The organism is Moorena sp. SIO4A1 (assembly GCF_010672065.1).
GTDB lineage: Bacteria > Cyanobacteriota > Cyanobacteriia > Cyanobacteriales > Coleofasciculaceae > Moorena.
The window spans coordinates 1-17,884 of record NZ_JAAHHX010000097.1 but is presented as its reverse complement, the minus strand read 5'-3'; the positions used below and the strand labels follow the sequence as shown (position 1 = coordinate 17,884).

15 protein-coding genes are annotated in these 17,884 nt (G+C 43.0%); 9 read left to right on the top strand and 6 right to left on the bottom strand.

The annotated features are described in order from the left end of the window. The first annotated feature begins 2 nt into the window (after positions 1–2). The 5 genes from F6K53_RS32700 to F6K53_RS32680 all read left to right on the top strand — a co-directional run bounded on the left by F6K53_RS32700 (position 3) and on the right by F6K53_RS32680 (position 4,226). Positions 3–500, top strand: coding sequence for an inorganic diphosphatase (locus F6K53_RS32700; RefSeq protein WP_293083557.1), 498 nt, complete (start codon positions 3–5; stop codon positions 498–500). Between the two features lie 228 nt (positions 501–728). Continuing rightward, entirely contained in the window at positions 729–998 is a 270-nt protein-coding gene (locus F6K53_RS32695; protein WP_293065417.1) for a hypothetical protein, read from the top strand. An 809-nt stretch (positions 999–1,807) separates the two neighbouring features. Continuing rightward, positions 1,808–2,710 (top strand): MBL fold metallo-hydrolase, encoded by a 903-nt coding sequence (locus F6K53_RS32690; protein WP_293047644.1) that lies wholly within the window; start codon positions 1,808–1,810, stop codon positions 2,708–2,710. Between the two features lie 890 nt (positions 2,711–3,600). Next, positions 3,601–3,747: a hypothetical protein gene (locus tag F6K53_RS32685; protein ID WP_293018810.1), complete on the top strand. Its 147-nt coding sequence runs from the start codon at positions 3,601–3,603 to the stop codon at positions 3,745–3,747. Between the two features lie 230 nt (positions 3,748–3,977). After that, a complete protein-coding gene (locus F6K53_RS32680) occupies positions 3,978–4,226 on the top strand; it encodes a hypothetical protein (RefSeq protein WP_293065423.1) in 249 nt (82 codons plus the stop codon). Between the two features lie 202 nt (positions 4,227–4,428). Here F6K53_RS32680 and F6K53_RS32675 read toward each other — a convergent pair whose 3' ends face one another. Together F6K53_RS32675 and F6K53_RS32670 are read right to left on the bottom strand one after the other, a co-directional pair. Next, complete coding sequence (locus F6K53_RS32675) at positions 4,429–5,472, bottom strand: hemolysin family protein (protein WP_293065426.1); 1,044 nt, start codon at positions 5,470–5,472, stop codon at positions 4,429–4,431. 96 nt (positions 5,473–5,568) lie between these two features. After that, positions 5,569–6,165, bottom strand: coding sequence for a glyoxalase-like domain protein (locus tag F6K53_RS32670; protein WP_293018807.1), 597 nt, complete (start codon positions 6,163–6,165; stop codon positions 5,569–5,571). Positions 6,166–6,510: 345 nt separating this feature from the next. Here F6K53_RS32670 and F6K53_RS32665 point away from each other — a divergent pair, with 345 nt between their 5' ends. Both F6K53_RS32665 and F6K53_RS32660 read left to right on the top strand, forming a co-directional pair. Then, the gene (locus tag F6K53_RS32665; RefSeq protein ID WP_293018805.1) at positions 6,511–7,176 is read left to right on the top strand and encodes a sigma-70 family RNA polymerase sigma factor; all 666 of its coding nucleotides are present in this window, start codon (positions 6,511–6,513) and stop codon (positions 7,174–7,176) included. An 87-nt stretch (positions 7,177–7,263) separates the two neighbouring features. Then, positions 7,264–8,319, top strand: coding sequence for a tetratricopeptide repeat protein (locus F6K53_RS32660; RefSeq protein ID WP_293018804.1), 1,056 nt, complete (start codon positions 7,264–7,266; stop codon positions 8,317–8,319). On the opposite strand, the gene F6K53_RS32655 is transcribed toward F6K53_RS32660, so the two are convergent. Next, positions 8,316–8,834, bottom strand: coding sequence for a 2TM domain-containing protein (locus tag F6K53_RS32655; RefSeq protein WP_293065431.1), 519 nt, complete (start codon positions 8,832–8,834; stop codon positions 8,316–8,318). The genes F6K53_RS32660 and F6K53_RS32655 overlap by 4 nt on opposite strands. 449 nt (positions 8,835–9,283) lie before the next feature. Between F6K53_RS32655 and F6K53_RS32650 the strand changes: the two genes are divergently transcribed. Continuing rightward, positions 9,284–10,411, top strand: a complete 1,128-nt coding sequence (locus F6K53_RS32650) for a site-2 protease family protein (RefSeq protein ID WP_293065434.1) — start codon at positions 9,284–9,286, stop codon at positions 10,409–10,411. A gap of 79 nt (positions 10,412–10,490) precedes the next feature. Here F6K53_RS32650 and F6K53_RS32645 read toward each other — a convergent pair whose 3' ends face one another. Then, a complete protein-coding gene (locus tag F6K53_RS32645; protein ID WP_293083554.1) occupies positions 10,491–11,915 on the bottom strand; it encodes a URC4/urg3 family protein in 1,425 nt (474 codons plus the stop codon). Positions 11,916–11,993: 78 nt separating this feature from the next. Continuing rightward, positions 11,994–13,262, bottom strand: coding sequence for a GTP cyclohydrolase II (locus tag F6K53_RS32640; RefSeq protein ID WP_293065440.1), 1,269 nt, complete (start codon positions 13,260–13,262; stop codon positions 11,994–11,996). 193 nt (positions 13,263–13,455) lie between these two features. On the opposite strand from F6K53_RS32640, the gene F6K53_RS32635 reads away from it, so the two are divergent. Next, positions 13,456–15,021 carry a PQQ-dependent sugar dehydrogenase gene (locus F6K53_RS32635; protein ID WP_293083551.1) on the top strand — a complete coding sequence of 522 codons (1,566 nt, stop codon included), beginning with the start codon at positions 13,456–13,458 and terminating at the stop codon, positions 15,019–15,021. Between the two features lie 178 nt (positions 15,022–15,199). Here F6K53_RS32635 and F6K53_RS32630 read toward each other — a convergent pair whose 3' ends face one another. After that, positions 15,200–17,260, bottom strand: a complete 2,061-nt coding sequence (locus F6K53_RS32630) for a galactose-1-epimerase (RefSeq protein WP_366511380.1) — start codon at positions 17,258–17,260, stop codon at positions 15,200–15,202. Positions 17,261–17,884 lie beyond the last annotated feature (624 nt).

Here is a 17,884-nt window from a genome sequence, read left to right as displayed (position 1 = left end):
AGATTCCTGCTCAACCTAAACCAGGTCTGATCAACGTTTTAATTGAAATTCCCGCAGGTAGTAAAAATAAGTATGAGTTTGACAAGGATCTAGAAGCCTTTGCCCTTGACCGGGTACTTTATGCATCGGTACAGTACCCCTATGACTACGGCTTTGTCCCTAACACTCTAGCAGATGATGGTGATCCTCTTGATGGTATGGTGATAATGGATCAACCTACCTTCCCTGGTTGTGTGATTACCGCTAGACCAATTGGGATGCTGGAAATGATCGATGGAGGTGATCGAGATGAAAAAATTCTGTGTGTTCCTGACAAGGATCCTCGCTACGCTGAAGTAAAAACTCTCGAAGATATAGCACCCCATCGCTTGGATGAGATTGCTGAATTTTTCAAGACATACAAAAATCTGGAAAAGAAAGTCACTGAAATTTTAGGATGGAAAGATCTTGATCACGTAATGCCTTTGGTGGAAAAGTCGATCAAAAACTATAAGCCGTAGGGACTGATCAAGTAGGGACTCATCTGAGCGATGAGTTCCACTATAATTAATTTTTTTTTCTTAGGCTAATGGTTGATGCTAGAAAGCTGGCAAAGCGATTAGCCATTCTCTGTTTTAAGGGCAAGCATAACGAAAAATACCCCAACCCTAATCAAGTAGGGTCAGGGAGTGATACCAACAGAAGGTGACATACTCCCACACTGACTCTTTGAGTTCAGTGTGGGCTTCTTGCCAACTCCACCCAACGGGAACGGATACAAGGCCTTTGGCCACGCGGGGCGCGTAAGGCCAAAGGCCACGCTACGCGAACGGCAAGCTTTATTAACGACACGGTCAGAAGTTACCGCAAGAATAGGGTTTGAAGTTACCGTAAGACAGGGTCGCCTTTATGGTCGGCAGGCTATGGGTAAAAGGGTTAAGGCTATTGTTATAAGGCGACCCTGTCTAAGGCGCGCGTCTCTGGCCTTTATGGTTAGTCGGTTATGGGTAAAGGGTTAAAACTTTATGATTAAGGCTGCCCTATTCTAAGGTTTCGTCTCCGGGATGCCCCGACCCGCCGGAACATACAATGAGTTTGAGTTTTTTCTTAGGCACGTAGGTGGCGGTTAGCTCTTCATTTGTCTTCCCTACTAGATTTAGTATACACGGTCTTCGATCCTGTCCGCAATTGATCTGACACTCATGGCGTAGCATTGAGATGTGAGATCAATTGCGGATGAAGCTAAAAGATATTACCTTTTTAGGTGAGGAGATAATCAGGTCAGGATGGGATGGGGTGAGCAGTTATACTTGGTATGGGCATACACTGAGCGTTTGGTTTAGCTGTCGAGGTTAAGCTATAAGTAAATGGGCTGACTTCCGATAGCTGAACGCGCACGCGTGCGCGTAGCGCATAAGCTGACCACTCAAAGGATAACTGATGCTTTACCAGTTCCCATTCTGATTGATTGATTGAATTAATTTGATGCGTTTGTGACATAGGTCACAAACTGTTTGTTCCTAAATCCGTTAAAATTAACCAACACTTAATATACAGTTAAGAGACAGCATAACTGTATTTTAACTTGTTTCGGGGGGCTGAACGGTTCCAAATTAGAGATATGACTAAATTACTGGGGCTGTTGTGGTTGCTTTACCCCATCTAATTACTCTTGATGTATGCAATTTGATGTATGCAATCCACCCACTTTAACAAAAATTAGTGGTTAACCACAGATGGTTACTTAATATTACCCGAGTATCCTCTAGTGGGAATCTACCAATGGGAATAATTCCTAACTTAGGCTCACTTAATTCATAGATTCAACATGCAAAATCTAGTAGCACCCACACTAGGCAACTATAAGGCTACACCCAGCCTAAACAATGGCACTGGAAGGGATATGAGCGTCCGATTTTGGGGCGTTAGGGGTCAAATTTCTGCTCCTGGGACAGATACCATTCGCTATGGTGGCAATACATCTTGTGTAGAGATGCGTGTTGGTAGAAAACGCTTAATTTTTGATGGTGGCAGTGGTTTACGGGTGCTGGGAAATCATTGGCTTAAGCAAATGCCCATAGAAGCTCACATTTTTTTTTCCCATAGCAATTGGGACAGCATTCAAGGGTTTCCCTTTTTTACTCCTGCGTTTATTCCTGGTAACTGTTTTCATATCTATGGAGCAGCAGCACCTGATGGGGCATCCATCGAACAGTGTCTAGGTCAGCAAATGATTGCTCCAAATTTTCCAGTGCCCCTTCAGGTCATGCAGTCAGATCTGAAATTTCACGGGCTGAGGTCAGGTCATACAGTAACCCTAGATGATGTAACAGTGGAGGCTGTCCTTCTTAATGACTCACATCAAGCAATGGGCTATCGGGTAAACTGGCAAGGATATGCTGTTGTGTACGCCACTACTCACTCCCATGGTTGGGGTGGCATTGATGAAAATCTACGATACCTATGCCGTCAGGCAGATTTGCTAATTTTGGATGCTCCCTTTCCCCTCACAGGAGATGATCTGCCTAATTATTCACCTTTGATTTGGCAAGATCAGCGTTGGCAAACTGGGATAGCAACGGCAAAGGTGGCAGGTGTTAAGCACATAGTTATGTCTCGTTATCATCCTGACTATAATGATGATTATCTCGACACACTAGAAAAGCAACTCCAGTCTTTCTATCCTAATCACTTACTGGCTCGCGAGGGGATGGTTTTGTCTGTGTGTTGAAGGGTAATGGTTATTAGGTATGACTATAGTGCTGGAATTTTAGCGGAATTTATGGAATTATATTGCTAACTATAAGGTTTTTGCCTTAACAGCTGTTGGGAAAACATGAGCAAATTGGTCCCAATAGAAGTAGATAGTGTTGATATTCCCCAGAGTGTGTTCGCGTAGCGGCTCAATGCTGAGCATCCCGTAGCGGCTCTTCGGTCAGCATCGGTTTATCCCACGGCGAAGCGCGATGAAGCGTTCGCGAAGCGTGGCCAAAGGCCTCAGCTTCCGCTAAAAGCGATTAGCCCGAAGGGCTACGCTACGCGAACGCACTCTGGGGAATGCTGTTGGTTATTACTTCCTTTCGGGGTACTGATACTGAACCGAATGGTTCACCCTGGTGGTTGTTGGTTACTGGAAATCCGTCTAGTTAAGTTTTCTATTAGATTAGCGAAATCGGTTAATATATATCGCTATAGTTTAGCAGTCATCCTGTAAGGTAAATGTTTTTCGCAATAGTTTTAAAGCATGGTGTTAAAGCATTAAAGATGTCAATTTCATCAGCTTCATCAGCTGGCTTGGGCTAAGTGATTGGGGAAAACGCTACCCCTGTCAGGCAATCCCTATGCCCAAAAAAAAAGAGAGCCACGTTTTTGACTCTCTCGATCATCAGGGTGCATCTACTAATTAAAATTTATCACAAATGGTGAGGGGTGTGACCCCTCATAGCAAATATCAGCCAAATGGCTGATACCAATGGACTAAATACCTGTGGGATATTACCTGTCCCATATTACCTGTCCCATATACAGTATCTTGCCCTTTTGGCTTATTTTTGGCTCAATTCCACCGGATCAGCCCAAAACTGGTGTCATAAGGGCCATTCGATCGGACAGAAATCCAGATTGCTAATAATTCAAGGTAATGTGGCATTTGTCAAGGGGATGGAGAGCAAATTGACAGGAGCGATCGCGCGGGTAGCAGAGATGATCTCAAGCTTGTGCCAGTGGGAAGATAACCAAAAACTGAGGTCGATAGTGATCGGTCAGTAGGGGCGCACAACCGTGGATCTTTATAGTGGATCTGTATAGTAGTAAGCAGCAGGAGACTCTGTTGACTCAACTGATACTCTAGAAAAGACTTGAAATCCTAGGTACTTGAGTTGTGGAATCGTTCATTCGCGAAGCGTGGCCCACGGCCAAGGTTTTGATAAAATTTCCTGAAACTTTAGATTTCCATCAGTAGTGGGTATTAGACTTAACTTAAGTTACACCCTTGTCTGATGAAATTTGCTACTATTGCCCAAGCTAAGAGAATCATAATCTTTATACTAACGTTTTGCTTAAGTGGGTGTTTTCCTCAACTTGATCAAATATTCAGAAATCCATCTTGTAGGAAAGCTGAGGAAGTTGTCAAAACAGCCCAAAATAAATTCAATAGTATAGTTTTTAATGTTACCCAAGAAAGTCCCGATAAAGAAAGCATTGAAAAGCTATACTCACAATTAAAAACTCTTGAAGAATCAGAATAACAAGCTTATAAAATATGTCAAAAAATATAGTTTGTTAATTTATATAGCTTGGTTGAAAGGGAACAGGGAACAGGGAACAGGGAACAGGGAACAGGGAACAATGAACAGTAAACAGGTAAAGGATAGCAGCGATTAATCGCTTTTTTTTCAATCCTATGTTTACATATAAAATCCCAATTATCTATTTATTATTGTCACGAAACTAATCCTGATCAAGACCATAAGATTTCAACATTTTTTCTCGCCGTTTACGAGCAATTGCTTGGAGATCAATGTTGCGATCGGTCTCATCAACAATTTCACCGGTTAGCACCTCCAGTACATCTTCCAGGGTGACTACACCAGAAACACCCCCATATTCATCCAGTACAACCATCAGATGTTCACGGGTTTGCTGAAAGGTTTTCAGTAGCTTATCAGCGCGAACAGTTTCAGGGACAAAGCGGACTTGACGAATCAGAGAAGCAAGGGGTTGGTTATGTTTGTCTTCAATGATTGCTGTGAGTAACTCATCTTTGAGAGCAATTCCAATTACTTGATCAATAGAGTCTTCAACCACAGGCATCCGGGTGTGAGGCGAAGCAATAATGCTTGGTTTAGCCTCAGCCAAAGTGGTATTACCATGCAAATAGGTGGTAATAATTCGCGGAGTCATTAAATCAGATGCAGTCAAATCATTTAACTGAAATACTCGTTGGATCATTTCTGCTTCATCATCTTCAATCACCCCTTCTTGATACCCAACCTTCGCTAAAAATCGGATTTCCGCCTCATTGGTGGTAGGAAGTTTTTGACCTTTAGTAAACGGAGCAGTAATTTTTTCCATCAACCACACCAGAGGCGTGAACACAACGGTTAAGAACCGAACTGGTAGAGCCACGAGTAGGGCGATGTTTTGGGAGTAGATCTGACCAAGGGTTTTCGGGACAATTTCCCCAAATACAATAATTAGAAAGGTAAATAGACCTGAAAAAACCCCCAACCAAGCCTCTCCTAAGACCCTAGCAGCAAGGGAACCAATTACGATGCTGCCAACAATGTTGAAGGTGTTGTTGAGAATAACAATGGTAGCTATGGGTCGGTTCATGTTTTTGCGAATCGCCAGTAGTGCTAACACTGCAGGCTGGTTTGACTGCGCTAACTGTCGGACTTTAACGATAGGCACTGAAAACAAAGCCGTTTCTGCCATAGCACAGATGGCTGAACCCAACAGAACAATCAGTACTGTGATAATTACTTCAAACATGGTAAATGTGATTAGGCATGAAACCAATGGCTGGTGCGCTACGCGCAATTGTTACCCGCCTAATCCCTGATTAACTCACCATTATTGATTTAACCGCTAATTAGAAACTTCTGCCAGTTCAATTACACGATCGTCGAGATCCTTGACCAAAAAGTTAAGGGGCTTGAGGGTGCGCACTTTGTATTTTAGGCGTCTCATCTGCACCAGCATCAAAACTTGATCCAAGCACTGATGATCAAAGCACACGTGACGTTGTTGGTTTTTATTGCCCAAGCTAGCTCCGGAAATCACGTGGAGCTGGGTATTCTTCTTTAACTGGTACCATAGCCCATCAGCACCACTGAACTGGGTAGCTTGGGTGGTTCCCAAATTGGTTGACATATATAGGGGGTCAATGCTGGTACTCCCCATGGTCTGCTCGTAATTATAGTAGTAATGTAGGGGGACTTCTGCTGCGGATAACTCTAGCAAGCCTTCATAAAACTGTCGCGCTATTGCCAAATCAGACACCATGATGGTGTGAACTTTTGGAGCGCTGGTCAAAAACATCCACATGGCAAAGGCATAGGCACCTAGGAGCATTACCATGATGCCTTGAGTGGAAAACAGGCTATCTAAAGGCAAAGAGGGTAAAAATGCGCCAAGAGGCAGGGGCGAAGTTAGCCGGGAAATAATATCAACTGATAGAATCATAAACTTAAACAGAGTTAGCAACTGAATAAATTAGTTTAAAGGTCCTTATGAACTTTTTCTCCAATCGTAGGTAATATTATTACCATCAGACATTAGCGTACGCTTTTTCTCAATTTTAGCTTCAACTGAAGGAGCATCGGAGCACCAAAGGTTGTAGACTTGGTATCGGCATCCATCTCCTTCATCTTGAGGTCTAGTGCAGACCTAGGATATTAGGTCCCGACATTGATCTACTCCAATGCCAGTTAACCATCGGCATTTCCCCTTTCTCAACATGAGGGGGTTGTGGTGAGATCAGGATGCATCTAGTCTAATTCTCCTAATTACAGCTTTTATTGAAAGATTGTGCAAATCCCCCATTTTCCTGAATCTAAGCATCCACTTATTAAATCACTGTTTCATCATAGTGATCAGGAATTGCTGACTTTGTTTCAGCGTCATCGGTCTGAAGGGAAGTACTTTACAGCAATTTTCTGTCGCTACAGTCCTATTGTCTATACATTAGTGCGGCACTCAGCGCGATCGCCTGTGCAGGCGGAATATCTATTTGCTCTGACTTGGCGTCACATCTATCACGAACTGGGTGGCATGGATTTGCGGGAGGATTATGGACTAGAGTCAACGTCCTTCCAAAACCAGATCATAAACCTAACGGCGGTTTGTATTAACCAGGCAGACTTGCCACCAGTGGAATCTATTCACTATAACCTTAAGGTAGCACCACCACCCTTGTGGTGTTATCTGGAGATGGCATTGGAACAGCTACCACCAGCGGTGCGGTTGATGGTAATCATGGCTGGGACCTTTCACTGGAGTGAAACGAGAATTGCGGCTTATCTGCAAGCGGAGGGAGAAATGATTACTCCAGCTCAAGTGAGAACCGAACTTCAAGAAGGCTATGAACTGTTGGAAGCTGCTTTACCCGATGATATTCGGGTGGTCTATCTGGGGGTCGAAGCCAAGAATCGAGAAGAATCTGATCTGTTTGCAGTACCGGTTTTGAGTGAATAAAGGGCGGTTAGTTTGCACCCTTGATCGGGGTACTTTGATCATAACTTCCATAATAGCAGAAATGTTGATCAAACGGAGTCTTTTGGTATGGCGAATCGTAGCAGGTTGCTGACTAGTCTTTCCGGAATAATAGCGCTAGCCTTTACCCCATTGGTAATGTTGGCTAGCCCGATGGCTTGGGGTCAGACTCGGAGCATCGACCAACAACTGGCAATCCCTTTAGACAATCTTCGTGACCGCAAAGCAAGAAATCGGGCAGATTTTTTCCTGGAGCAGTCAGAGCTGGCTAAACAGAGTGGTAACTTGAACGAAGCGATCGCGTATTTGTCCCAAGCGGGAGAAATTTATCAGCAAATTGGTGACTTTGAGGGATTGGGTAAAACTTACAATTCCCTAGGTCAGACTTACGCCAAGTTGGGACGCTATCAGGAGGCAGAGCGAGCCTTGCGCCGAGGCTTGGGTGCTGCCCGTTCTCAACAAAGTTTTCAGCCACAGATTTATAGTATAAATAATATTGGAATATTATTGCTGCAAACGAGAAACCTGAAAGCAGCCCAAGAAGCTTTTATGGAAGCACTGACCATTTCCCGTACTATTAAGGATGATGACGGTGAAGGGTTGAGTCTGAATAATCTAGGCTTAGTGGCAGCTCAAGGGGGAAATTATCCCGAGGCGATTAAGTGGTATGAAGCTGCCCTAGTTTTACGGCGTCGCTCTCGGGATAAGTTAGGTGAGACGAATATTCGGAATAATTTGGGAGATGCCTATCTCGCCGCTAGACGGGAAAAAGATGCTTTGTATTCTTACCGCATTGCCCAGATACTGGCTGAAAAAGTTGACAATGTTTTCAATCAGATTCGTGCTATTAAGGGTATAGCTTTAACCCATATCGCTACAGGTAAGAATCGGCAAGCGGTGAAAGCACTGAAGGAATATCTGGCTTTGGCACAAGAACAAAACAATCGCCGTGAAGAGCTAGTTGCTCTAAAGTTGTTTGCCCAGTTATATCAAGACACTGGTAATTTGTTGGAAGCTCGGAGTTTTTATGAAAAAGCGATCGCAGTGGCTCATGCTTTAGGAGATATTCAGGAAGAAACATTGTTGATCAGCGATTTAGCTGAAATTATTTATGTTAGGCATTAGTCCTTAGTCATTAGTCCTTGGTCTTGAATCCAGTTTTTGAGACTAGTATAAGTTGATTGGGCTATCTGTTTTACCTGGTTTTGAAGTTTCCATTTTTGGAAAGCTCTTTCATAGTCTTCGCCCTGTATTTGATAAGTATTCCACGCCCTGAGTGCTATCCACAAACCCCAGAACAATAAAATATATAAAGACCAAGACAGGTAACCAACGTTAATTAGATTGATCGCCACTAAAAAACTATTAACGATTACAAACTTTCCAAAACTTTTTTTAAATTGGCTACGTCGGTAACTATTGAATTCATTACGTTTTTGCTGTTCTTGTTGCTGGGCTAGCCATTCTCGTTCTGCTTCTAAGAGAGTGTGGATTGAAATCCCTAATTCAGCAGCAATTTCGACCAACTGTTCACGGGAAAATTCTTCAACCATTTCCTGACGTGCCAGGGCTAGATTGAGGATTTGCTGGATGTCTTGTTGGTTGTAAGAGTGGGTGATTTTGGTTTCAAAGACGGACATCGTTTAGTCAGTTTCACTAGTAGGAAGGGGGGTAGTGCTTAAAGAAGATGTTGCTCTAAACACGCTTGAGCGGTGCTTAATTTTATTATGCCGATGGAAACACAGAGGGGTCAAACCACCTGCATTCCTAAAACCGCACTAAGCGTGGACGGATTTTACGGCATTTGAGCAATCGGCAAATCTTTTACATTTCGTTACGATAGAACCATGAAAGACGAAACTACTATCGAGTTGCCTTAAGGTAGGTTAATTGTTCATTGCTCTTGGTTGATTGTTGATTGGCAAAAGCGATAAACCCTTTACTGCCAAGGATAACTGGCAATCGTATCATGATCTATTTTTCATGAACTATTTTTTATGAAATGTTAATCATGAACCATACCCTATCTACTACCTTAGAAGCCAACTTGGTATAAAAAAACGTCTTAGGAGAGTTTGAGGTAGTCTGCATGAACGGCAGTATTCGTGTTGGGAATTTATTTGGGATTCCCTTTTATGTGAATCCAAGCTGGTTTCTAGTCTTAGCTTTAGTCACCTTTGATTTCGGAGGTGACTTAGCAAATTTTTCAGGATTGAGCGGTGTTTTGCCATGGTTTTTAGGATTTGTGACTGCACTTTTGTTATTTGCCTCTGTGTTAGCTCATGAACTAGGACACAGCTTTGTGGCGATCCAGCAGGGAATTGAGGTTAAATCTATCACCCTCTTCCTATTTGGTGGTCTAGCTAGCCTGGAGAAAGAATCAAAAAGTCCACTAGAGGCGTTCTTAGTTGCGATTGCTGGTCCAGCTGTTAGTTTGCTACTATTTGCTCTACTATATGCCGTTCAGGCCAATGCCAATCTAGCTAGTTCATTAGCAGCAATTGTTGGACTCCTCGCCTCCATCAACTTGGCTTTAGCATTGTTCAACTTAATTCCTGGCTTACCCCTAGATGGGGGTAACATCCTGAAGGCACTGGTTTGGCAAGTTACGGACAACCCACACAAAGGTGTGTTATTTGCTAGCCGTGTTGGTCAGTTCTTTGGTTGGGGAGGAATTATTTATGGAGTGCTTCCAATCCTACTGTATGGTAACTTTAATGGCATCTGGTTTGCCTTAATAGGTTTGTTCTTGCTGCAAAATGCTGGCATGTCTGCCCAATCTGCTATGGTTCAAGACCAGCTAGAGGGGTTGACAGCAGAAGATGCGGTCATTGCCAACAGCCCAATTGTATTGGCTGATTTGTCTCTAAGGGAGTTTGTCAACGAGTACATTATCGGTAAAAATCAGTGGCGCAAGTTTCTAGTAACCGATGAAGCCAGTCAACTGCTAGGAGTTGTGGTAGTGGATGATCTCAAAACTGTTCCTACCTCTAATTGGCCGGTGACTCCAGTAAGAGCACTGATGAAGTCTGTTAAGACTTTTAGAACTGTTCAATCGGATCATTCCCTGTTAGAGGTTGTCAAAATTCTGGAGAAAGAGCAGCTAGATCAGCTACCTGTGGTTAGTGACAAGGGTGTAGTTCTGGGAATTCTGGATACAGCTTCCATTCGCAGTATCCTCGAAGAACGAAAAAAGGCTATTGACGGTAAAAGGTAAAAGGTCATGGGTAATGGGTAACTCAACCAACTCGATCACCCAACTGGACTTGAGTACCCAAATTTTTGGTCAAATTTTTTCAAAAGACTGTGCCATCACTTTCTATCTGAATCGGGGAAGAGCCTCCTGGTCTCAATTGAGCAGCAATTCTACGTCCTGCTGTCCAAGTTCCTCCTTGTAAGACTTTTACTAGTGGCAATTCAGTAGCACTCAGGTTCAGTTGTTGACGAATAGTTGCTGCTATTTGATCTAGCAAACTAACGGTGAGTGCTCGCCACTCAATAATCACTTCGGAGCTGGGTAAGTGAGACTGTTGTAAAATAGCGCTATCCTTGACCTCTAGTAATCCTAGATCTAAACATAAGCCCCCATTGCGATATTCTGCTAAGCCAGTCAACTGCTCAAGTTCAGTAATCTCTAAACCCAGTTCCTGCAATGGCTCTAATAGGGAGTAAGTTAACCACTGGGAGAGTTTGTGAAATGGTACATACTCGGAACCGTAGTTATCCCCTTTGAGAGCAGAATGTTGCCACACATCCCCTAAATTGACCCCCGCGATGGATTCTCGTTTTGGCCAAATATCCCCTAATCCTTCCAGGACGGTGCTGAATAGGTTAGTGGCACTCAGAAGGTTGGCCGGTTCACAGGTTGCAGGTTGTAGCTTGGCAGGTTGTAGGTTAGCTGGTTGACAAGTTGCAGGTTGCTCCTGGAGAGGTTGTAAATCTGTCAGTGGCTTGACCCAACTTTGGTTGTCTTGGCAACTTTCAGGGTTCAAGTTGCTAAGCTGCAATCCCTTGGTAACCTGCAACTTATCTAGCAAGTGGTCATTTACCAAGTAATTTACTAAGTTGCCAGGACGAGGATTGACTTTGCCAAACATATGTGGTAAGCCCACGAGGGCTTGACCTAAGCGCTGTAGTAAGGCTAGCCTACCGTCTATGCCTATGAGTGGATTGGTTTGACTGACCTGGAATCCCTGGGCTAAGTGGTGGGCGCTCAAGGATTGAAGTCCTTTGGCATCGACTTGCCAAGGTAGGTCTGGGTCGCTGGAGAAAGCTCCCTGACAGAACATGCGGAAACTAGCAACGGCTAATCCTTCGGAACGGCGAAACACTAGTCCGGTTTCTGCTTCATGATACTGCCAATTGCTGCCAGCCCCAGCATCGAGTAGGACACTAATGATGACTAAGTCGAATTTGGTTTGGGCTTTTTGGAGTGGAGTGAATCCTACTAATTTCTGGTCTAGTTCCCGAAGACGAGGGACATTCCCTACCTCAAAATGCCGCCAGCGACTATGAAATGGAATCTGGAAATCGGGGTAGTGCTGGTGCATAACCTCGATGACATAGTTAGCTACTTGCTCTAGCTTGGTTAAATTGCAGCGAAAGTACTGCAACTGGTCAGCAGTAGCTAAGGTGAAAATGCGATCGCATCTCTCCCGAATTGCCCATGGGCTTCTTAAGTAAGCGATTAACTGCTGTTGTGCATTATCCACAGGTGACATAGGTAACTCGGAATGAGGGAATAGGCAATTCGGGGGTGAGTATTGAGTATTGACTATTGTGACTATTGACTTTAAGGACTAATCGCCTAAACCACGTCCTTGAATTTCAGCCAATGCGATCGCATCTAGTTCAGTTGTATGTTCAGTGTAATAACCAGCAGCTTTTTTGGCAGCGATTTCTACTTGGGCATCAGCGGGAATCAAGTGTTCTGGAATGGGAATGCGCTGAATAATCTCAATACCGGATTGAACGATAGCGTTATATTTCATATCGCTCATGGAGACAAAACGGTCAATTCGTTTAATTCCCAGCCAATGGAGCACATCAGGCATTAGTTCTTGGAAGCGGATATCTTGAACCCCAGCCACACACTCTGTACGGTTGAAGTAGGCATTAGCGCTATCACCTCCTTCCTGACGTTTCCGGGCATTATACACTAAAAACTTAGTTACTTCACCTAAGGCGCGACCTTCTTTACGGAAATAAACAATGACACCTGTACCTCCACCTTGGGCTGTCTGGACACAGACTTCTAGACCATGGACTAGATAGGGACGACAGGTGCAGATGTCGGAACCGAAAACATCGGAACCATTACATTCATCATGAACTCGTACAGCCAGCAGTCGATTGGGTTCAGTAATGGCTGCCACATCACCAATTAAATAGACAGTGATGCCACCAATGGGGGGTAAGAATACCTTTAAATCGGGGCGGGTGATCAGTTCCGGGAACATGCCACCGGTTTGCTGAAATAGAGCACGGCGCAGGTAACTTTCTTGAATGTTCAATCGCTGGGCAATTCCCGGTAGATACCAAACCGGGTCAATTGCTACTTTAGTGACTACTAAACTACCATCGTTTTTAATAATTTTGCCATCAATTGCTAAACGGTTTTTCTCTACAGCATCCTGTAGTTCTGGCATATTGATATGAGCTTTGGTGATAGCAATTGTGGGTCTAATGTCGTATCCCTGCTGATATAAATCGCTATAAACTTCACCTACCATCGCCCCAAAGGGGTCGAGAGAAACAATCAAATTAGGGTCAGTCCAACTGGGATGAGGACCAATTGGGACAATGGGCGCAGTGTTGGTGAGATCCGGGCGGTGATTAGGCTGGAGTGTACCACTGGCTACGGCTAAAGCTCGATACACTGAATAGGAGCCTGAGTGAGTACCAATAACATTCCGATGAGCTGAGTTAACTAAGGTACCGACAATGGGTCCTCGTTTGAGGGGGTCACTTTCTCCCCAGTTAATTGCTGGAGAATTTAATCTAGAAGAGCTAGGATGGGAGGTTAAAACAATATGCTTGGGTTTGCTGATAGTTGTTAAATCTTCCATTAGAGTTACTCTGTAGAATGCACCAACAAGTGTCTAGGTCTTAGATGCTAAGACTTAGTTAATAGGGATAAACTACTATAGTAACAATTTCTAACAGAAGTATAAGTATTTTCTATTGATCTTGCTCTTGTGGGGAAGAATTGCGGAACCAGTGCCTTGAGCTGTAACATACAAAAAACTAAATTACGCCACCATGACTCCAAGCTCAGGGGTTTCGTATTTTTGGATTTCTCAGATTTTTAGCGTCCGCGCCCTTACCTTAGCAGCATTCATATTATGTATGAAGAAATTTCGCATTCTCTGTTTTCTCTTGTCGCTCTTCTTGGTCATCTTTGCTGTTGCCAGGATTTCTTCTGCCCAGATAACCGATCCCATTCCCGAACCAATTAAAAAGTCAGAACTCTCTGTCAGATTGGAAGAAGTTGTTCAAATTCCCAACAGTGGAACTGGAAGAAATAAAGCTGCTCGCTTGAACCTGCTTACCCATGCAGGAGATGGTACCAGACGATTATTTGTTAACGATATGCGTGGCAAGTTGTATGTCATTGTTGACGGCACTGCTACTGTTTATATGAATCTGAAAAAATTAATTTGTGCAGACTTTACTTATGAAACTCCTCAACAGGGCTTCGCTTATTTTGCTTTTCATCCAGAATTTGCTGACAATGGAATTTTTTATACTGTAACTAGCGAAGTTAAAACTGGCGGTACTCCTGACTTACCCGTTACCAAACCAATTATTGACAATAACAATAACATTATCGAAAGTGCCCACCACGATGTAATTCGCGAATGGAAGGCAACAAACCCTTCTAGCAATACTTTTGTCGGAACATCCCGTGAGATTTTGCGCATTGAAGAGCCTTACCCAGATCATAATGTTGGACAATTGGGCTTTAATCCCAATGCTAAACGAGGGGATGATGATTATGGTTTACTCTACATTGCAGTAGCTGATGGCGGTAGTGATGGCTACCCTGTTAGCGATACCGATCCCTTGGATAATGGACAGGATCTGGGAACACCGCTGGGCAAAATTCTCAGAATCGATCCCTTTGGCAAAAATAGTGTTAATGGTCAATATGGTATTCCTCGTGATAATCCTTTTGTTACAGATGAAGAGCCTAAAACCTTGGGTGAAATCTGGGCTTATGGACTGCGTAATCCCCATCGTTTTAGCTGGGATACTGGTGGCGAAGGCAAAATGTTGATTGCTGATACTGGTCAGGCTTTTATTGAAGAAGTTAATCTTGGTATCAAAGGAGCTAACTATGGTTGGGGCGAGCGGGAAGGTACTTGGGTTATAAAGGAAAATAATGAAAATGTTTTGTTTGCATTACCCAAAAACGATCGCTCCTATGGCTATACTTATCCCGTTGCCCAATATGACCATGACATCCCCCCCGACATAAAAGGCTTCTATGGAATTGCGATCGCTGGTGGTTATGTTTATCGGGGCAAAGCAATTCCTGAATTAATCGGTCAATACATTTTTGCTGATTTCGCTCATGATGCAAGATTTTTCCACGTTCCTGTAGATGAACTTGTCAATGGCAAACAGGCAAAAATAAAAGAACTCAGACTCTTTGACGGAGAGCAAGAAGCTTCTTTTCTCGAAATCATTGGTAAAAAACGCTCTGATGTGCGATTCGGGGTGGACGAAGAAGGAGAAATCTATGTGACATCAAAACAAGATGGTAAAGTTAGGAAACTCGTTCGTTCACCAAAATCCCCTATTGACCAGAATAGTTTGGAATAATGATGGTTATGGAATTCACCTTATTGTAGGTTAGGTTGAAGGATAAAACCGAACAGGAGCCAGAGAGCGATAGGTTTTGGTATCGCTCTACCCATCCTACAAATTATTATTAATCTGAATTCTGAATTCTATACTCCTACTAAGTCTCTGATGAATGCAGGAGAATAGGTATGACTTTCTAGGGCATCCCTTTAATCTTAAGACGGATACGATAAAGACTGTTTCTTGCTGTAATGTAAAGGGTTTGGTAGTCACTGTCGCCCCATGCTAAATTAGCAGGCGCTTCTGGTGTTTCAATAATGCCAAGTAGATCCCCTTGTGGTGAGAAAATCCAAACTCCTCCTGGTCCAGTGCTGTAAACATTTCCTTGGATGTCTACCTTCATACCATCTGCTGCCCCCTCTTTACTAGGAGGTTTCAGTTCGGCAAAAAGTTTTCCATTCTCTAACATCCCGTCTGGCTTGACATCAAAAACCCGAATATGACCTCTTTGTGAATCATTCACATATAATTTAGTTTCATCTGGGGAAAAGACAATACCATTAGGGCGCACAAAGTCATCAACTAGCAGGGTTAGTGTGCCATCTGGTGCTAGGCGATAAACACCATAAAACCCTAATTCTTCTTGTTCGGATTTGATGCCATAGGGAGGATCGGTAAAATAGATGCTACCATCTGATTTGACTGCTAGATCGTTGGGACTATTCAGCCGCTTCCCTTGGTAGTGACTAGCTAGAGTTACGATTTTTCCATCTTTCTGTGTTAGGGATAGACGACGATTACTATGTTCAGCAGTAACTAAACGCCCTGAGCGGTCTAAAGTATTACCATTAGCATTGCCAGAAGGTTGACGAAAAATCTCGGTTTTTTGCTCTGGTTGCCATTTATAAATAGTATTAGCTGGAATATCACTAAATAGCATAAATCCGTCGGGATGCCAAACAGGTCCTTCAGTAAATTTAAAACCTCCTGCTACCTTTTCAACTTGAGTATTGGGAGCAATAATTTTTCCTAGATTATTTTGTTTGGTGTAAAATTTATAAACCATTAGGTGTCGATAAGTTTCACCTGGATTCAAGATAATCGAAGGAAAGTTAGGCTGATTGACTGAGTCAGGAAAATGTTGTGTCTCTAGGCACAAACCTTGATGATTTGTATAAACAACATCTCCTTTCCCCACAGTTCTAAGCTTAGGAAGATTTCCAGAAAAAAACTGTATTCCTGGCTGATTAGTGTGAAGCTCCATCACCCGACCAGATTTTGGTTCATATACAGTAGCTGCCAGTTTGATTTTTTCTGATTCTCCATTCAAAACATAATTGAGGTCGTAACCTCCTGGATAGTTTTGCTTTAGGGTATTTCTAAGCTGATTAATGCCATCTCCAATCAACTGAGGCTGAGTAAAGTCGTAGGGTGTATCTTTAACTGATTTAATCTCTCCTGTAGGGATTCGCTGTTCGTTGTTAGGCGTATATCTATCGGCATTGATCGTTAAATATTGTCCTAGAATATTTCCAGAAGCATGACCAGCCAAGTTCCAATATGAATGATTCACCAAGTTGACAGGAGTAGGTTTGTTAGTGGTAGCAGTCATTTCCAGCTTTAACTCATTATCGTTAGTCAGAGTGTAAATAGCTGTAACTGTCAAATCACCTGGATATCCTTCTTCTGAGTCAGCACTCAGATAAGTTAGTTTTAGTGCCTGTCCTTGGCTACTGTTAATTGGTTCAGCATTCCAAACCACTTTGTCAAAACCTTTGTTACCACCATGGATGTGATGGGAACCGGCATTAGCAGCTAGATCATACTTTTGACCATTGAGAGTGAACTGAGCATCTTTAATCCTATTAGCGACGCGACCAACAATTGCACCATAATATAGGTAGCGCTTAGCCGCCAAATAATCTTCTAGACTATCAAATCCCAGCACTACATCGTCTAGCTCACCGCTGTTGTCAGGCAAGTGTAATTCAGTAAGAGTCGCACCATAGTTGGTTATCTTCGCTACTAAACCATTAGTATTGGTTAAAGTATAGAGATAAACGTTTTGACCATCTTTAGTCTGGCCAAATTCAATCTTCGTTACACTGTTGTTTTCTTTGTTCTGGTAGTTATTTGCTGTGGCGTAAGATTGCTCAGGGTTAAATCTCTTGTATAAATCTGATTTTACTAAAAGTACAGTCATTACCATTGCGGTAAAGACTGTACTTATTTTTGTTAACATTGAGCTAGTAAGCATAGTTGATTTTTTAGTAATTAATTGTCATCTATTATAACTATTTTTTTTAAAGTAATATAAGAGAGGGAAAAGTTTGTAATTATTTAGCTATCAGTTATCAGCTATCAGCTATCAGCTATCAGTTATCAGCTATCAGTTATCAGTTATCAGCTTATAGGCTATGGGCAAGCTGTCTCGATGCAATAGCGAGCAGGGAAAACCTTCAATACCGCTTAGGTGCGCTTACAGTCGTCGAATTAAATTCGCCACGGGTCGCACCTCTGCATCCCTGAAAGCCCCGTGGAAACCTCCAAGACCGGGCTGCCTCCCCAAAACTGGGCTGCATCGCTTCTGAGTAAGACTTCTAGAATTTAGATGGGTTTGCCCTGGAATTATAGTTGAGGACATAGTATAGCGTTTGTCTCTCCCATGAGGTACAAACCGATCCCCCGTTGGTACCCCTTAAAAAGGGGGACTTTGAGGTTGATAAGCGTACCTCATAAATGTAATAAACGCTATATCCCTCTTCTGTCACTCTCCGGAATCAATGAGTAACAAATAAGCCATATTATCCAGAATACAAAAAGGTTTGACATTGATTAATTTCCCTAATGAGCTGATTTAATCCCAGCAATAACTTGGTAT